Raw genomic sequence first — 14,671 nt, 5'->3', positions numbered from 1 at the left:
GGTGCTAAACATCCGGCCAGCTTATATAACATGTACGGCAACAGCGGTATCTGAATGCGGGCCAAAAAAAAAGCCCATCACAGGGGATGGGCAAAGACTACACACAGCAATTCTTTTACGTTACTCAGGGGAAAAAGGTTGTTTAAAAATCAGTAGGTTGATTTTCAACATGAGAAACATATTATTTATTGCGCCTGCCATAGTCTTTAAGAATCCTCTTATTAGTTTAAAGCTGATAATCTTTTGTCGCCTTTTTTACCCACTACAAGGGGCGATTCAGTACGAAAAATAATCATTCCAGCCAGCAGGGCGGACTTAAGCGCTGAAAATCGCGTTTTTTCTTAAAAACCGTTTATGAAAAAAAGCCCATCTGATAAATGCTCAGGCATGAATGTTTAAGCCGGTGCGACCATTAACCTGTCAGGGCAGCTCTTCATGCTCTGCCAGCGCCTCGATCGCCGTTTCCATATCATTATCCGGTGCCGGGGCTTCATGCATCCACACTGAAACCAGGCGATAAGAAACCGCCAGGACAACCGGGCCAATAAACAGACCTATCATGCCAAAGGCGATCAGACCGCCAATGACACCCGACAGGATCAGAATCATGGGGAGATCGGCCCCCATGCGGATCAGGACCGGACGCAATACGTTGTCGAGTGTGCCAACAATACAGCTCCAGACCAGCAGCACGGTGCCCCACGTGGTATCACCACTCCAGTAGAGCCAGATAATTGCCGGTATCAGGACAATCAGTGGCCCCAGCTGTACCAGACAGGTGAGGATCATCAGCACCGTCAGCAGCGTGGCATAAGGTATGCCCGATATCGCCAGTCCGATACCGCCTAATACCCCCTGAACCAGTGCCGTGACCACGACACCCAGCGCAACGGCCCGGATTGCCTGTCCGGCCAGCAGTACCGCCGCATCGCCACGGCCTCCCCCCATACGATAGGCGAAGTGGCGAATACCCTGTCCCACCTGCTCACCGCGCCAGTAGAGCAGCACGCTGAACAACAGCATCAACGCCAGATGCAGCATAAAGCGGCCAAAATGCCCCGCCTGCGCGACAAAAAAGCCGGTCGTGCGGCCAATGTAGGGCTGCACCTGGCGCATGATCGCTGACCCCCCGCCATCTACCAGCTTATGGTAACTGACATAGAGTTTGTTGCCGGCGAACGGTATTTCACGCAGCCAGGCGAGCTCCGGCATCAGCAGATGGCGCTGGGTAGCCCAGGCGATAACCGGCGCGCTGTTGTCAATCAGGCTGCTGACCAGCAGCGCAATCGGAATAATAAACAGCAGCAGCAGCAAAATAGTCATGGCGATAACGGCCAGGGAGCGGCGTCCCCACAGCAGATGCTGCAGGCGGATCATGAGTGGCCAGGTGGCAATCACCACCATGCTTGCCCAGGCAAAGCCCAGAATAAAGGGTTGTACCACCCAGAGACAGGCGATAATCATCAGTAAAATAAACATCAGCGAGAACAGCAGTTGCGGCAGATCCACGCCGCGTTGCAGGCTTTTCATAACAGCGATTCAACCTCAGTTAATCCTTCAGGAAGGGCCCCCGGGCCCGAAATCATCATGCGCTATTTCCTGAAAATTAAACAGGAAAAGCAGGGTCGCTGAGCGAGGGCAGGGAAATGCCAGCAGGCAGGAAAAAAATGTGATACAACCAGAGGTTAAAAAACTTACTACGCAAACGTTTACAACATCCCGGTCACGACACCATGATCCCACAAATTCCGCAGGCTCCCGGCCTGGTTCAGCAAGTTCTCGCCTTTTTACAGGCGCTCAAAGAGCAGGGTTTTACCGGCGATACCGCTACCAGCTATGCCGACCGTCTCTCCCTCTCCACGGATAACAGCATCTATCAGCTTCTGCCGGATGCGGCACTGTTTCCGCGCTCGACCGCTGATATCGCCCTGATTGCGCGACTGGCCGGCGAGTCCGCTTTTGCCAGCCTGACGTTTACTCCGCGTGGCGGCGGCACCGGCACCAATGGACAGTCGCTGAATCAGGGCATTGTGGTCGACATGTCGCGCTACATGAACCGTATCCTGGAGATTAATACTGAGCAGGGGTGGGTGCGGGTTGAAGCGGGGGTGGTGAAAGATCAGCTTAACGCCTGGCTCAAACCTTACGGTTTCTTCTTTTCACCGGAGCTCTCTACCAGTAACCGCGCCACCCTGGGCGGTATGATCAATACCGATGCCTCAGGCCAGGGATCGCTGGTATACGGTAAAACCTCCGATCATGTCGAAGGATTACGTGCGGTGCTGCTGGGCGGCGATATTCTTGATACGCGCGCCATACCGGTGGCGCTGGCGGAGCAGCTGGCCGCAACGCCGACGCCCGAAGGCCGTATCTATCAGACGGTGCTGCAAAGCTGTCGCGAGCAGCGCGCGCTGATCCTCGAAAAGTTTCCGAAGCTTAACCGTTTCCTGACCGGCTACGATTTACGCCACGTCTTCAGTGATGATATGCAGCAGGTCGATCTGACCCGGCTCTTGTGCGGTGCCGAGGGCACGCTGGCGTTCATCACGGAGGCGCGTCTTGATATCACGCCGATCCCCAAAGTCCGTCGTCTGGTCAACGTTAAATATGAGTCATTCGACTCAGCGCTGCGCAACGCCCCGTTTATGGTGGAAGCGCAGGCGCTGTCAGTCGAAACCGTGGATTCAAACGTGCTGAATCTGGCGCGTGAAGATATTGTCTGGCACTCCGTTAAGAAACTGATCACCGATATCCCTGATAAAGCGATGCTGGGGCTGAATATCGTCGAATTTGCCGGCGATAACGGCGCACTTATTGAACAGCAAATCGCCCGGCTCTGTGGCCGGCTGGATACGCTGATGGCGCAGCAGCAGGGCGGCGTAATAGGCTATCAGCTCTGTGATGAACTGGCGGATATCGAACGTATTTACGCTATGCGCAAGAAAGCGGTTGGCCTGCTGGGCAATGCGCAGGGTCGCGCCAAGCCCATTCCCTTTGTTGAGGATACGGCGGTGCCGCCGGAGCAGCTGGCTGATTACATTGCCGAGTTTCGCGCGCTGCTGGATAGCCACGGCCTGAGCTACGGTATGTTTGGCCATGTTGACGCGGGTGTACTGCACGTGCGTCCGGCGCTGGATATGTGCGATCCGCAGCAGGCGCTGCTGATGAAGCAGATTTCGGATGAGGTGGTTGCGCTGACGGCCCGTTACGGCGGGTTACTGTGGGGGGAGCATGGCAAAGGTTTCCGCGCGCAATACAGTCCGGACTTTTTTGGTGAAACGCTGTTTACTGAGCTGCGTCGGATTAAACGCGCCTTCGATCCTGATAACCGGCTTAATCCGGGTAAAATCTGCACGCCGCTGGAGAGCGACGCGCCGATGATGCAGGTGAACGGAGCGATGCGCGGCGACCTGGATCGTCAGATCCCGCTGACGGTACGCACCAGCTGGCGCGGCGCGATGGAGTGTAACGGCAACGGTCTCTGCTTTAATTTCGATGCGCGCAGCCCGATGTGTCCGTCAATGAAAATTACCCGCAATCGTATTCACTCGCCGAAAGGGCGTGCGGCCCTGACGCGTGAATGGCTGCGCCTGCTGTCGGAGCAGGGTGTTGATCCTGACCAGCTTGAGCAGGCGCTGCCGCGGCAGGGAGCCAGCCTGCGTATGCTGATCCAGCGTACGCGTAACAGCTGGCATGCTAACCGCGGAGAGTATGACTTCTCTCATGAGGTCAAAGAGGCGATGTCAGGCTGCCTGGCCTGCAAAGCCTGTTCGACACAGTGTCCGGTTAAGATTGATGTGCCCGATTTCCGTGCGCGCTTTTTGCAGCTTTACCATACGCGTTATCTGCGACCGGTCAGCGATCACCTGGTGGCCAGCGTAGAGCGCTATGCGCCGCTGATGGCAAAAGCGCCAAAAGTGTTTAATTTCTTTCTGCAGCAGCCGTGGATGCGCGAATTCAGCAAAACCCATATCGGTATGGTGGATCTGCCTCAGCTCTCCGCACCTAACCTTAAACAGCGCCTGAGCGGGCATCCGGCCATGAGCCTGACGCTGGAGCAGCTGGAGGCGATGGACAGCGCAGCGCGACAGCAGTGCGTGCTGGTGGTGCAGGATCCGTTTACCAGCTACTACGAAGCTCAGCTGGTGACCGACTTTATTTCACTGATTGAAAAACTGGGTTACCGTCCGGTGCTGCTGCCTTTCTCACCCAACGGAAAAGCGCAGCATGTAAAAGGGTTTCTGCAGCGTTTCGCCCGTACAGCGGCGAAAACCGCTGAACTGCTTAACCGGATGGCAAAACTCGGGATCCCGATGGTTGGCGTCGACCCCGCGACCGTACTCTGCTATCGCGATGAGTATCAGCAGGTACTGAAAAGTAAGCGCGGTGATTTTAGCGTGCTGCTGGTGCACGAGTGGCTGCAGCAGGCGCTGGCTGGTGGGGTAAACCAGCCCGTCAGCGGTGAGCCCTGGTATCTGTTTGCGCACTGTACTGAAGTGACCGCGCTGCCCGCTACGCCGGATCAGTGGCAGAAGATATTTGCCCGCTTCGGTGCCCGGCTGGAAAACATTAATACCGGCTGCTGTGGCATGGCGGGAACGTATGGCCACGAGGCGCAGCATCTGGAAAACTCACTCGGTATTTATGCGCTCTCCTGGCATCCGCAGCTACAGCGGCTGCCGCGCCAGCGCTGTCTGGCCACCGGCTTTTCCTGTCGCAGTCAGGTTAAACGCGCAGAAGGCAACGGCATGCGGCATCCTTTACAGGCGCTGCTGGAATTGATGTAAACAAAATGTAGGAGCCGTCACAAAGCTGGATTAGAATATCCAGCCAGCGTGACGGACAAAATCACGCTGCAGGCGCGTTGCCTGGTCCCAGTCGCCACTCTGTGCCAGCTTTTGACACAGGTGCGTCAGTGACTGGCGGGCGAACTGATACGCCTGCAGACGAAACAGCCGGTCGCGGTCATCGTTGCCCATCTCCTGAATCAGGCGATGGTGCAGCTTGCCTAAGGCGTGCAGATAGCTGCGATCGTCGCCGTTGATGTCGCAGATTTCTGCCATATCAAGGCAGGTATCATTGAACCGGCGCAGCTGCCCGAGTGAGCACTCCGGCCGGTTAAGTCTGGCTTCTGCCAGATAGAAATCTACGGTGATATCGCGTACGGCGAATTTATAGTCGCTGATTTTGTGTTGTAACCAGGCTGAAACGGTACGTGTCATAGCGCCGCCTAAACAGTTAATGATAATCATTATCATATTAAACTGCGTCAGGAATGCAATTCCCGCTAAAAAATATATTGATGTCTGTAACCTGTTACTAAAATCGGCAATAACAATCTCTTTACATTCAGTAAAGGCGTAACCTGTACACAGGTTGACAGCTTTGGGGTCTCTTTTTATAAAATGTTACGATATCAATAAGTTGTGATATTTGTCCCGAATAAAAACTGTCTGTTACAGGCTTCAGTAAAGGGACTATGCTTAATTATTAAGCAGAAAAAACAGCACGAGATGATTATCCCTGCAAAACAAGAGGTTGAAGTGATAGGCGATATCACTACCATAGGGGGATAGCCTGAGAAGGTCCAGACTTGCGAGGTACAACGATGTCATCAGTAAACGCCGCGTCCTTTTCTCCTGACGATTTTGTCTGGAAAGGACTTACGCTGACCGAGTCGGCAGCGAAACAGATCCTGACTCTGGTTGAACAGGACCCGGAAGTAAAGGGTCTGAAACTGAGCGTGAAACAATCTGGCTGTGCCGGTTTTGGTTATGTCATGGATCTGGTAAAAGAGCCAGCCGATGACGATCTGCAGTTTGAGCAGTTTGGCGCAAAACTCTTTGTGCCGCTTCAGGCAATGCCGTTTGTCGACGGCACCGAGCTGGACTACGTCCGTGAAGGCCTGAACCAGATCTTTAAATTCAATAACCCTAAAGCTCAGCACGCCTGCGGGTGCGGTGAAAGCTTTGGCGTCGAGTAAGTGAAATATGTCACGACATAGCGAAGCATCTGATGATGTACAGACCTGGGAAGGCAAGCTCAACTACAAAGAGGGCTTCTTTACCCGGTTACAAACCGACGAACTGGCACACGGCATTAATGAAGATGTCGTGCGTGCGATCTCGGCTAAACGTAACGAACCCGAATGGATGCTTGAGTTCCGGCTCAAGGCTTTCCGTGCCTGGCTTGAAATGGAAGAGCCGCACTGGTTAAAAGCGCACTATGACAAGCTCGACTATCAGGATTACAGCTACTTTTCTGCGCCATCATGCGGGAACTGTGACGACAGCTGCGCATCTGAGCCGGGTGCAACCCAGGCGTCGGGCAGCGTGGCCTCCAGTGACTACCTGACTCAGGAAGTGGAAGACGCGTTTAATCAGCTGGGTGTTCCGGTACGTGAAGGTAAAGAGGTCGCTGTCGATGCGATTTTCGATTCCGTGTCGGTCTCCACCACTTACCGTGACAAGCTGGCCAAACAGGGCATTATCTTCTGCTCATTTGGTGAAGCGATCCATGACCATCCGGAACTGGTACAGAAGTATCTGGGTACCGTCGTGCCACACAACGATAACTTCTTTGCTGCGCTTAACTCAGCGGTAGCCTCCGATGGCACCTTTGTTTATATCCCGAAAGGGGTACGCTGCCCGATGGAGCTGTCGACCTATTTCCGCATCAACGCGGCGAAAACAGGTCAGTTTGAGCGCACCATTCTGATTGCAGATGAAGACAGCTATGTCAGCTATATCGAGGGCTGCTCGGCGCCGGTACGTGACACTTATCAGCTGCACGCAGCGGTCGTTGAAGTCATCATCCATAAAAATGCTGAAGTGAAATATTCCACGGTACAGAACTGGTTCCCTGGCGGTGAAGGTGAGGGCGGTATCCTCAACTTCGTTACCAAGCGCGCCCTGTGCGAAGGCGATCACAGCAAGATGTCCTGGACGCAGTCTGAGACCGGCTCTGCGATTACCTGGAAATATCCAAGCTGTATCCTGCGCGGTGACTACTCCGTAGGTGAGTTCTACTCGGTTGCCCTGACCAGCGGTCGCCAGCAGGCGGATACCGGTACCAAGATGATCCATATCGGTAAAAACACCAAATCGACCATTATCTCTAAAGGGATATCGGCGGGTAAAAGCCAGAATACCTACCGCGGTCTGGTGAAAATCATGCCGACGGCAACCAATGCGCGTAACTTTACGCAGTGTGACTCGATGCTGATTGGTCCCGATTGCGGTGCGCATACTTTCCCGTATGTAGAAACGCGCAACAACACAGCGCAGCTTGAGCATGAAGCCACTACGTCACGTATTGGCGAAGATCAGATGTTCTACTGCCTGCAGCGCGGCATCAGCGAAGAAGATGCGATCTCTATGATCGTCAACGGCTTCTGTAAAGATGTTTTCTCCGAGCTGCCACTGGAATTTGCCGTGGAAGCACAAAAACTGTTAGCGATCAGCCTTGAGCACAGTGTCGGCTGATGCCACACGCGTTGCCGGAAGCAATGTGAAGGAATAAGTATGTTAAGTATTAAAGATTTACAGGTTAGCGTTGAAGATAAAGAGATTTTGCGCGGTCTGAACCTTGAAGTTAAACCAGGTGAAGTCCATGCGATTATGGGCCCGAATGGCTCAGGCAAAAGTACGCTTTCAGCAACGCTGGCGGGTCGCGAAGATTACGAGATCACCGGGGGCTCAGTCACCTTTAAAGAGAAAGATCTGCTGGCGCTGGAACCCGAAGAGCGCGCAGGTGAAGGCATCTTTATGGCGTTCCAGTATCCGGTAGAGATCCCGGGTGTGAGCAACCAGTTTTTCCTGCAGACCTCTGTTAATGCGGTACGTAAATATCGCGAGCAGGAAGAGCTGGATCGCTTTGATTTCCAGGATTTTATCGAAGATAAAATTAAACTGCTGAAAATGCCGGAAGATCTGCTGACGCGTTCAGTCAACGTTGGCTTCTCTGGCGGAGAGAAGAAGCGCAATGATATTCTGCAGATGGCGGCGCTGGAGCCAGAACTCTGCATTCTGGATGAGACCGATTCGGGCCTGGATATCGATGCTCTGAAAATCGTTTCAGAAGGCGTCAACAGCCTGCGCGACGGCAAGCGCTCTTTCATCATCGTAACGCACTATCAGCGTATCCTGGATTACATCAAGCCGGATCACGTGCACGTTCTTTATCAGGGTAAAATCGTTAAGTCTGGCGACTTTTCACTGGTGAAACAGCTGGAGGAGCAAGGCTATGGCTGGCTTACCGACGAAGAGTGATAATGCCCTGCAGCAGTGGCACCATCTGTTTGAGTCACGCGGCGAGCAGCGCTCGCTGCAGGCACAGCAGCACTGGCAGCAGCTGATGCGTGAAGGCTTGCCCACCCGCAAGCATGAAAACTGGAAATACACGTCGCTGGAGAGCCTGCTGGGACAGCACTTTGTGCTGCCTGCCGCGCAGAACGTCAGCCGTGAGCAGGCAGATGCGCTGGCGCTGCCGCTGGATGCAGTACGACTGGTGTTTGTTGACGGCCGCTTTCAGCCGGCGCTGAGCAGCGCGGAAACCGATCTGTTTGAGATCCAGCATGTTCAGGCAGCTGAGCGTCGCGATCTGCCGGCACCGGTACAGCCGGAAATTTTCCTGCACCTGACAGAGAGCCTGGCAGAAGAGGTAACGACGGTTCGTCTGGCGCGTGGCAAAACGGCTACCCGTCCGCTCTATCTGCTGCACATCACCAGCGGTCAGGCGGATGCGCTGAACACCGTACACCATCGTCATCACGTTGAGCTGGAGCAGAGTGCAGTAGCGGAAATCGTTGAGCACTATGTCACACTCAATGATGCTGCACACTTTACCGGCGCACGTATTACGTTTGCCGTGGCGGATAACGCGCAGCTGAAACATACCAAGCTCGCCTTTGAAACCAGCAGCAGCTATCACTTTGCGCACAATGACATCGTGATGGGCCAGGATGCACGCGTCAGCAGCACCAGTTTCCTGCTGGGTGCTGGTCTGTCACGTCATAACACCAGCACGCAGCTGAATGGCGAAAACAGCGAGCTGGCAATGAACAGCCTGGTTCTGCCGGTGGGCAGCGAAATCGCAGATACCCGCAGTTATCTGGAGCACAACAAAGGCCATTGCCTGAGTCGTCAGCTGCATAAAACCATTTCGCGGGAAAAAGGCCGTGCTGTCTTCAATGGTCATATCAAAGTGGCACAGCATGCGCTGAAAACCGATGGTCAGATGACCAACAACAACCTGCTGCTGGGCCGGCTGGCTGAAGTCGATACCAAGCCACAGCTGGAGATTTACGCCGATGACGTTAAGTGCAGCCACGGCGCCACCATCGGTCGCATTGATGATGAGCAGATGTTCTATCTGCGCTCGCGCGGTATCGCTGAAGAGGCGGCGCAGCAGATGATCATTCACGCTTTTGCCGCTGAGCTGACCGAAACGCTGGATGATGACATTCTGCGTCAGGCGGTGCTGGCACGCATTTCACAGCGTTTCCCTGGAGTACATTCATGAGTTTCGATTCCGAACGAGTCAGAGCGGAGTTTCCGATCCTGAGTCGTGAGGTCAACGGACACCCGCTGGCCTACCTTGACAGCGCGGCCAGCGCGCAGCGTCCGCTCGCGGTAATCAACGCGGAAAGTCATTTTTACCAGCACGGCTACGCTGCCGTGCATCGCGGTATCCATTCGCTGAGCGCGCAGGCAACCAGCGATATGGAAGCCGTACGCGCGCAGGCTGCGGCCTTTCTGAATGCGGCTTCGCATGAAGAGATCATCTTTGTTAAAGGCACAACCGAGGGGATTAACCTGGTTGCCAATAGCTGGGGCGGCAGTCAGCTGCAGCCCGGTGATAATCTCATCATTACCGAGATGGAGCATCACGCTAACATCGTGCCGTGGCAGATGGTGGCACAGCGTACCGGTGCTGAGATCCGCGTTCTGCCGCTCAACGATAGCGGTGAGCTGGCCACAGAACAGCTTGCCTCGCTCATTGATAGCCGCACCCGACTGCTGGCCGTTACGCACGTCTCTAACGTGCTGGGCACCGTTAACCCGGTTAAGGCGCTGGTGGCGCAGGCTAAAGCGGCTGGCCTGATTACGTTAATAGATGGTGCGCAGGCGGTCATGCATCACGCCGTTGACGTGCAGGATATCGACTGCGATTTCTACGTCTTCTCCGGACATAAGATCTATGGTCCGACCGGTATCGGCGTGCTCTATGCGCGTAAAGCGCTGCAGGAGCAGATGCCGCCGTGGGAAGGCGGAGGTTCAATGATCGACCAGGTTATGCTGCCGGTGGGAACCACCTGGAACAGTGCGCCGTGGCGTTTTGAAGCGGGTACGCCCAACACCGGTGGGATTATCGGCCTGGGAGCCGCGCTGAACTGGGTGAGTGAACTGGGGCTTGAGGCTATTCATGCACGCGAAAGCGCGCTGATGCGTTATGCGCTGGATAAACTCGCTTCAGTGCCGGACATTGTGCTTTATGGTCCTGCGCAGCGCAGCGGTGTGATCGCCTTCAACCTGGGTAAACACCACGCCTTTGACGTAGGCAGCTTCCTCGATCAGTATGGTATTGCTATTCGCACCGGTCACCACTGTGCGATGCCGCTGATGCGTCACTACGCTGTACCGGCGATGTGTCGTGCCTCCTTCGCGCTGTATAATACCGAAGATGAGGCGGATCGGCTGGCCGCTGGCCTGACGCGTATTCATCGCCTGCTGGGCTAAGCAGATTTCAGGAGTAACAGATGGCGAACCTGCCGGAAAAAGAGAAGCTGGTGCGTAACTTTAATCGTTGCGCTAACTGGGAAGAGAAGTACCTTTACATCATCGAGCTGGGTGCAAAATTACCAGAATCCTCTGAAAGCCTGCATCAGCCAGAGTATGTCATTTCAGGCTGTCAGAGTCAGGTCTGGATCCGTATGACGCCACAGGCGGACGGGTCGATGGCGTTTGAGGGAGACAGCGATGCAGCTATTGTTAAGGGATTGATCGCAGTCGTGTTTAGTCTGTATCAGGGGCTGAAAGCGCAGGAGATCCTCGACCTGGATGTGCGCCACTGGTTTGCGGAACTGGCGCTGACTCAGCACCTGACGCCGACGCGCTCTCAGGGGCTGGAAGCGATGATCCGCGCTATCCGTCATAACGCTCAGCAGCTCTGCTAAGGTACACTCTTCAGACCCCGGTTCAGCCGGGGTCTTTTCCATCCAGAAAGAGAAACCTGCATGAAACCTGCGTTACGTTTAGCTGGTGCACTGCTGCTGTCCTGCTTCGGACTCTCTGCACCTTCAATGGCTACTGAATATCCTCTCCCTGCCGACGACAGCCGCCTGATCGGCGAAAACGTTCTGACCACTATCTCTGATAATAAACAGCCGCTGGAGAGCGTAGCAGCGCGCTACAGCACGGGGCTGCTCGCCCTGCTGGAAGCAAACCCTGGTGTTGACCCCTGGCTGCCGGCGGCAGGCACGCAGATCACCGTGCCGCTGCAGATGCTGTTGCCGGATGCGCCGCGCAAAGGGATTGTGGTTAACCTGGCCGAGCTGCGCCTCTACTACTATCCGCCTGGCGAAAACCGCGTGGTGGTGTACCCGATAGGCATCGGCCAGCTGGGTGCTGCGACGCCCGATATGGTGACGCGTATCAGCCAGAAAATCCCTAATCCTACCTGGACACCGACGCCAAATATTCGCAAGCGTTATGCGAAAGAGGGCGTTACGCTGCCGGTAACTGTCCCGGCCGGTCCCGATAATCCGATGGGGCTGTTCGCGCTGCGTCTGGCGCACGGCAAGGGGCACTACCTGATCCACGGTACCAACGCCGACTTTGGCATTGGCATGCGTGTCAGCTCCGGCTGTATTCGCCTGCGTCCCGCAGACATTGAAGCGCTGTTTAACAGCGTACCGGCAGGCACGCGCGTTCAGATTGTTAATCAGCCGGTGAAATACGCTATCGAACCAGACGGTAAACGCTATATTGAGGTTCATCAGCCGCTATCACGCAGCGAAAAAGATGATCCGCAGACGCAGCCACTGGTGCGCAGCACCGCCCTGAAGGCTTTTAGCCGCAGTGCAAAAAGTGACAGTGCGCTGATTGAGGAGGCGATGACGCGGCGTTCGGGTATGCCGGTGCTGGTCAGCAGTGGGGAACCGGTCTCCGGAGAGACGGCAGATCAGGTTGTCGCGGATCCACAGGGCTGACGTCAACCGGCCAGACAGCGCCACCGGGTGCTGGGATCCGGACAAAAAAAATGGTGCCACCAGGGCACCATTTTTCAAACCAGAACTCTTACTTACGGTAAGAGTGAGCCTGGTTGTCCAGACGCTGGTTAGCGCGAGCTGCGTCATCTTTAGCAGCCTGAACGTCAGAACGCACTGCGTTCACGTCGTTGCTCAGCTGGTCAACTTTAGCGTTCAGAGTCTGAACGTCTGAAGACAGCTGGTCGATTTTAGCGTTGCTTGAGCAACCAGCCAGCAGAGTTGAACCCAGGATTACCGCGCCCAGTACCAGTTTAGTACGTTTCATTTTATACCCTCTAGATTAAGTTAATCTCCATGTAGCGTTACAAGTATTGCACAAAGCTTTTTAAGTTGAGAATAAATTTTTGATGGGAACATGCTTAAATTTGATCGTTCGCTCAAAGAAGCAGCATCTGGCAGAATATGATGAAAATATTTAGCGAAAACAGAGAGATTTAATCGGATTAACCTTAATTACACAACATATTGAATAGTTATTTTCGATTTGAATTTTTCTGGTTTTAGATTAGCGATGGAATAAAAAAAGCGCCGGTTAAGGCGCTTGTTTAAATAAAGTGTGACGTTAAATCAAATCACATGCACGGAAGCGGTGTTAGTAGTTCCGCTTGGTACCAGCGCACCGGAAACCATCACGACCACATCACCTTTCTGCGCATAACCGCTTTCCAGCGCCAGCTCTTTGCCAATGCGATAGAAATCATCGGTTGATTCAATGCGGGCGACCAGACGCGTCTCAATACCTTTGCTCAGGATCAGCTGACGTGCCGTAGTCTGGTTGGTTGTCAGCGCAAGAATGGTTGCATCAGGGAAGTACTTACGTACTGATTTCGCTGATTTTCCGCCTTCTGTGGCTACAACAATCAGCGGTGCCTCCAGTTTCTCTGCGGTCTCAACGGCACCCCGGCAGACAGCCTCCGTAATGCGCAGCTTGCGTGAGTCTTTCAGCTCATCGATGCGTGACTTCATCACGCGGTCGGTACGCTCGCAGATGGTCGCCATGATAGTGACCGACTCCAGCGGGTAGCGACCTTTGGCGCTTTCACCTGACAGCATCACGGCGTCAGTACCGTCAAGAATGGCGTTAGCCACGTCGCCCGCTTCAGCACGGGTAGGGCGCGGATTTTTGATCATGGAGTCGAGCATCTGCGTAGCAGTGATGACCACTTTACGGGCTTTGTTGCACTTTTTGATCATCATCTTCTGCGCGAAGATAACCTCTTCAACCGGTATCTCTACGCCCAGATCGCCGCGCGCAACCATAATGCCATCAGAGGCTTCGAGAATTTCATCGAAGTTGTTCAGGCCTTCCTGGTTCTCGATTTTAGAGATGATCTGAATGTTCTCGCCGCCGTGCGCTTTCAGATGCTCGCGGATCTCCAGTACGTCAGAGCGTTTACGAATAAACGATGCGGCGACGAAGTCCACACCCTGCTCACAGCCAAAAATCAGATCGCGCTTATCTTTCTCAGCCAGCGCAGGCAGCTGAATGGAAACGCCCGGCAGGTTAACGCCTTTGTTTTCACCGAGGTCGCCGTTATTCAGCACTTCACACACCACGCTGTTTTCCGTGACTTCGGTAACGGTCATACCGATCAGGCCATCATCGACCAGAACCGTGTTACCAATTTTCAGATCTTCAGTAAAACCGCCATAGGTAACAGCGACACGCTCATGGTTACCAATCACAGACTGATCGGTTGTAAAGGTAAAGGTCTGGCCCGCTTTGAGTGAAACGTCGTTGCCACCCTCCAGCTTCATGGTGCGGATTTCCGGTCCTTTGGTGTCCAGCAGAATCGCGGCCTGATGCCCTGTTTTTTCCATGACGGCACGCATATTTGCGATGCGCTGACCATGTTCGGCGTAATCACCGTGCGAGAAATTGAGACGCATAACGTTCATGCCGGCTTCCAGCAGCTGGGTCAGCATCTCTTCTGATTCGGTTTTCGGCCCGATAGTACAAACAATCTTGGTCTTTTTCATGTCAGATATCTGTATGTTGTGATGGATGATAAAGGTCGGTATCCGATGCGCGGAGCACCGAAGCGAAAATGTGACGATTGTGGCTACGGATAATACAGAAGTAAGAATAGGTGACAGGAACTGAGCGTGCAGGGAAGTTATGCGTTGCAGAGGCAGGCCGGCAGAGCGGCGTTGCGCAAATCAGAGACATTGATGGCATAGGCACGTCAGCGCTGAAACCTTTCAGGTGAAACAACGTGCCATAGTATAATCGCTAAGTATGCGAAAACCAATATAAAAGCAGCGAGGGATATCGACCTGGATCAAGGAAAACGACGTTGCGCAAGAAGAGAAAACAGCGAAGTGGTGCGCTCTAATGGACTCGAACCATCGACCCCCACCATGTCAAGGTGGTGCTCTAACCAACTGAGCTAAGAGCGC

Annotated in this window: 12 protein-coding genes, 1 tRNA gene and 1 other RNA gene; 8 read left to right on the top strand and 6 right to left on the bottom strand. The window is 54.2% G+C overall.

What is annotated here, in order from left to right:
- Nucleotides 1-62 precede the first annotated feature (62 nt).
- Nucleotides 63-171, bottom strand: an RNA gene (gene rprA, locus SB719_RS07920) — antisense sRNA RprA.
- Between the two features lie 249 nt (nucleotides 172-420).
- The gene (ydiK, locus tag SB719_RS07915; protein ID WP_065649478.1) at nucleotides 421-1,530 is read right to left on the bottom strand and encodes an AI-2E family transporter YdiK; all 1,110 of its coding nucleotides are present in this window, start codon (nucleotides 1,528-1,530) and stop codon (nucleotides 421-423) included.
- 203 nt (nucleotides 1,531-1,733) lie between these two features.
- Here ydiK and SB719_RS07910 point away from each other — a divergent pair, with 203 nt between their 5' ends.
- Complete coding sequence (locus SB719_RS07910) at nucleotides 1,734-4,787, top strand: FAD-binding and (Fe-S)-binding domain-containing protein (RefSeq protein WP_314688825.1); 3,054 nt, start codon at nucleotides 1,734-1,736, stop codon at nucleotides 4,785-4,787.
- A 30-nt stretch (nucleotides 4,788-4,817) separates the two neighbouring features.
- Here the strand turns inward: SB719_RS07910 and SB719_RS07905 are convergent, their stop codons facing one another.
- The gene (locus SB719_RS07905) at nucleotides 4,818-5,222 is read right to left on the bottom strand and encodes a hypothetical protein (RefSeq protein ID WP_304232760.1); all 405 of its coding nucleotides are present in this window, start codon (nucleotides 5,220-5,222) and stop codon (nucleotides 4,818-4,820) included.
- 386 nt (nucleotides 5,223-5,608) lie between these two features.
- Here SB719_RS07905 and sufA point away from each other — a divergent pair, with 386 nt between their 5' ends.
- From sufA to SB719_RS07870, 7 genes are read left to right on the top strand one after another with little or no spacing between them, the layout of a single operon-like run.
- The gene (gene sufA / locus SB719_RS07900; RefSeq protein ID WP_039384102.1) at nucleotides 5,609-5,983 is read left to right on the top strand and encodes a Fe-S cluster assembly scaffold SufA; all 375 of its coding nucleotides are present in this window, start codon (nucleotides 5,609-5,611) and stop codon (nucleotides 5,981-5,983) included.
- A 7-nt stretch (nucleotides 5,984-5,990) separates the two neighbouring features.
- The gene (gene sufB, locus SB719_RS07895) at nucleotides 5,991-7,484 is read left to right on the top strand and encodes a Fe-S cluster assembly protein SufB (RefSeq protein WP_039384104.1); all 1,494 of its coding nucleotides are present in this window, start codon (nucleotides 5,991-5,993) and stop codon (nucleotides 7,482-7,484) included.
- 39 nt (nucleotides 7,485-7,523) lie between these two features.
- Nucleotides 7,524-8,270 (top strand): Fe-S cluster assembly ATPase SufC, encoded by a 747-nt coding sequence (sufC, locus tag SB719_RS07890; protein ID WP_039384106.1) that lies wholly within the window; start codon nucleotides 7,524-7,526, stop codon nucleotides 8,268-8,270.
- Nucleotides 8,245-9,522 (top strand): Fe-S cluster assembly protein SufD, encoded by a 1,278-nt coding sequence (gene sufD / locus SB719_RS07885; RefSeq protein WP_304232762.1) that lies wholly within the window; start codon nucleotides 8,245-8,247, stop codon nucleotides 9,520-9,522. The genes sufC and sufD overlap by 26 nt, the downstream gene beginning before the upstream one ends.
- Entirely contained in the window at nucleotides 9,519-10,739 is a 1,221-nt protein-coding gene (gene sufS / locus SB719_RS07880) for a cysteine desulfurase SufS (RefSeq protein WP_065649473.1), read from the top strand. Before sufD ends, sufS begins: the two co-directional genes overlap by 4 nt.
- A gap of 20 nt (nucleotides 10,740-10,759) precedes the next feature.
- Nucleotides 10,760-11,176 carry a cysteine desulfuration protein SufE gene (gene sufE / locus SB719_RS07875; protein ID WP_065649472.1) on the top strand — a complete coding sequence of 139 codons (417 nt, stop codon included), beginning with the start codon at nucleotides 10,760-10,762 and terminating at the stop codon, nucleotides 11,174-11,176.
- 60 nt (nucleotides 11,177-11,236) lie between these two features.
- On the top strand, nucleotides 11,237-12,211 hold the full coding sequence (locus SB719_RS07870; protein WP_065649471.1) for a L,D-transpeptidase family protein: 975 nt from the start codon (nucleotides 11,237-11,239) through the stop codon (nucleotides 12,209-12,211).
- A gap of 88 nt (nucleotides 12,212-12,299) precedes the next feature.
- Here SB719_RS07870 and SB719_RS07865 read toward each other — a convergent pair whose 3' ends face one another.
- From SB719_RS07865 to SB719_RS07855, 3 genes are all read right to left on the bottom strand, one after another.
- Nucleotides 12,300-12,536, bottom strand: a complete 237-nt coding sequence (locus SB719_RS07865) for a major outer membrane lipoprotein (protein WP_039384115.1) — start codon at nucleotides 12,534-12,536, stop codon at nucleotides 12,300-12,302.
- A gap of 302 nt (nucleotides 12,537-12,838) precedes the next feature.
- Nucleotides 12,839-14,251 (bottom strand): pyruvate kinase PykF, encoded by a 1,413-nt coding sequence (gene pykF / locus SB719_RS07860; RefSeq protein WP_065649470.1) that lies wholly within the window; start codon nucleotides 14,249-14,251, stop codon nucleotides 12,839-12,841.
- Nucleotides 14,252-14,594: 343 nt separating this feature from the next.
- A tRNA-Val gene (locus SB719_RS07855) sits at nucleotides 14,595-14,671 on the bottom strand.

It is taken from the genome of Pantoea sp. SIMBA_079 (assembly GCF_046940275.1).
Taxonomy (GTDB): domain Bacteria; phylum Pseudomonadota; class Gammaproteobacteria; order Enterobacterales; family Enterobacteriaceae; genus Pantoea; species Pantoea borealis.
This window is presented reverse-complemented; position numbering and strand designations above follow the sequence as displayed.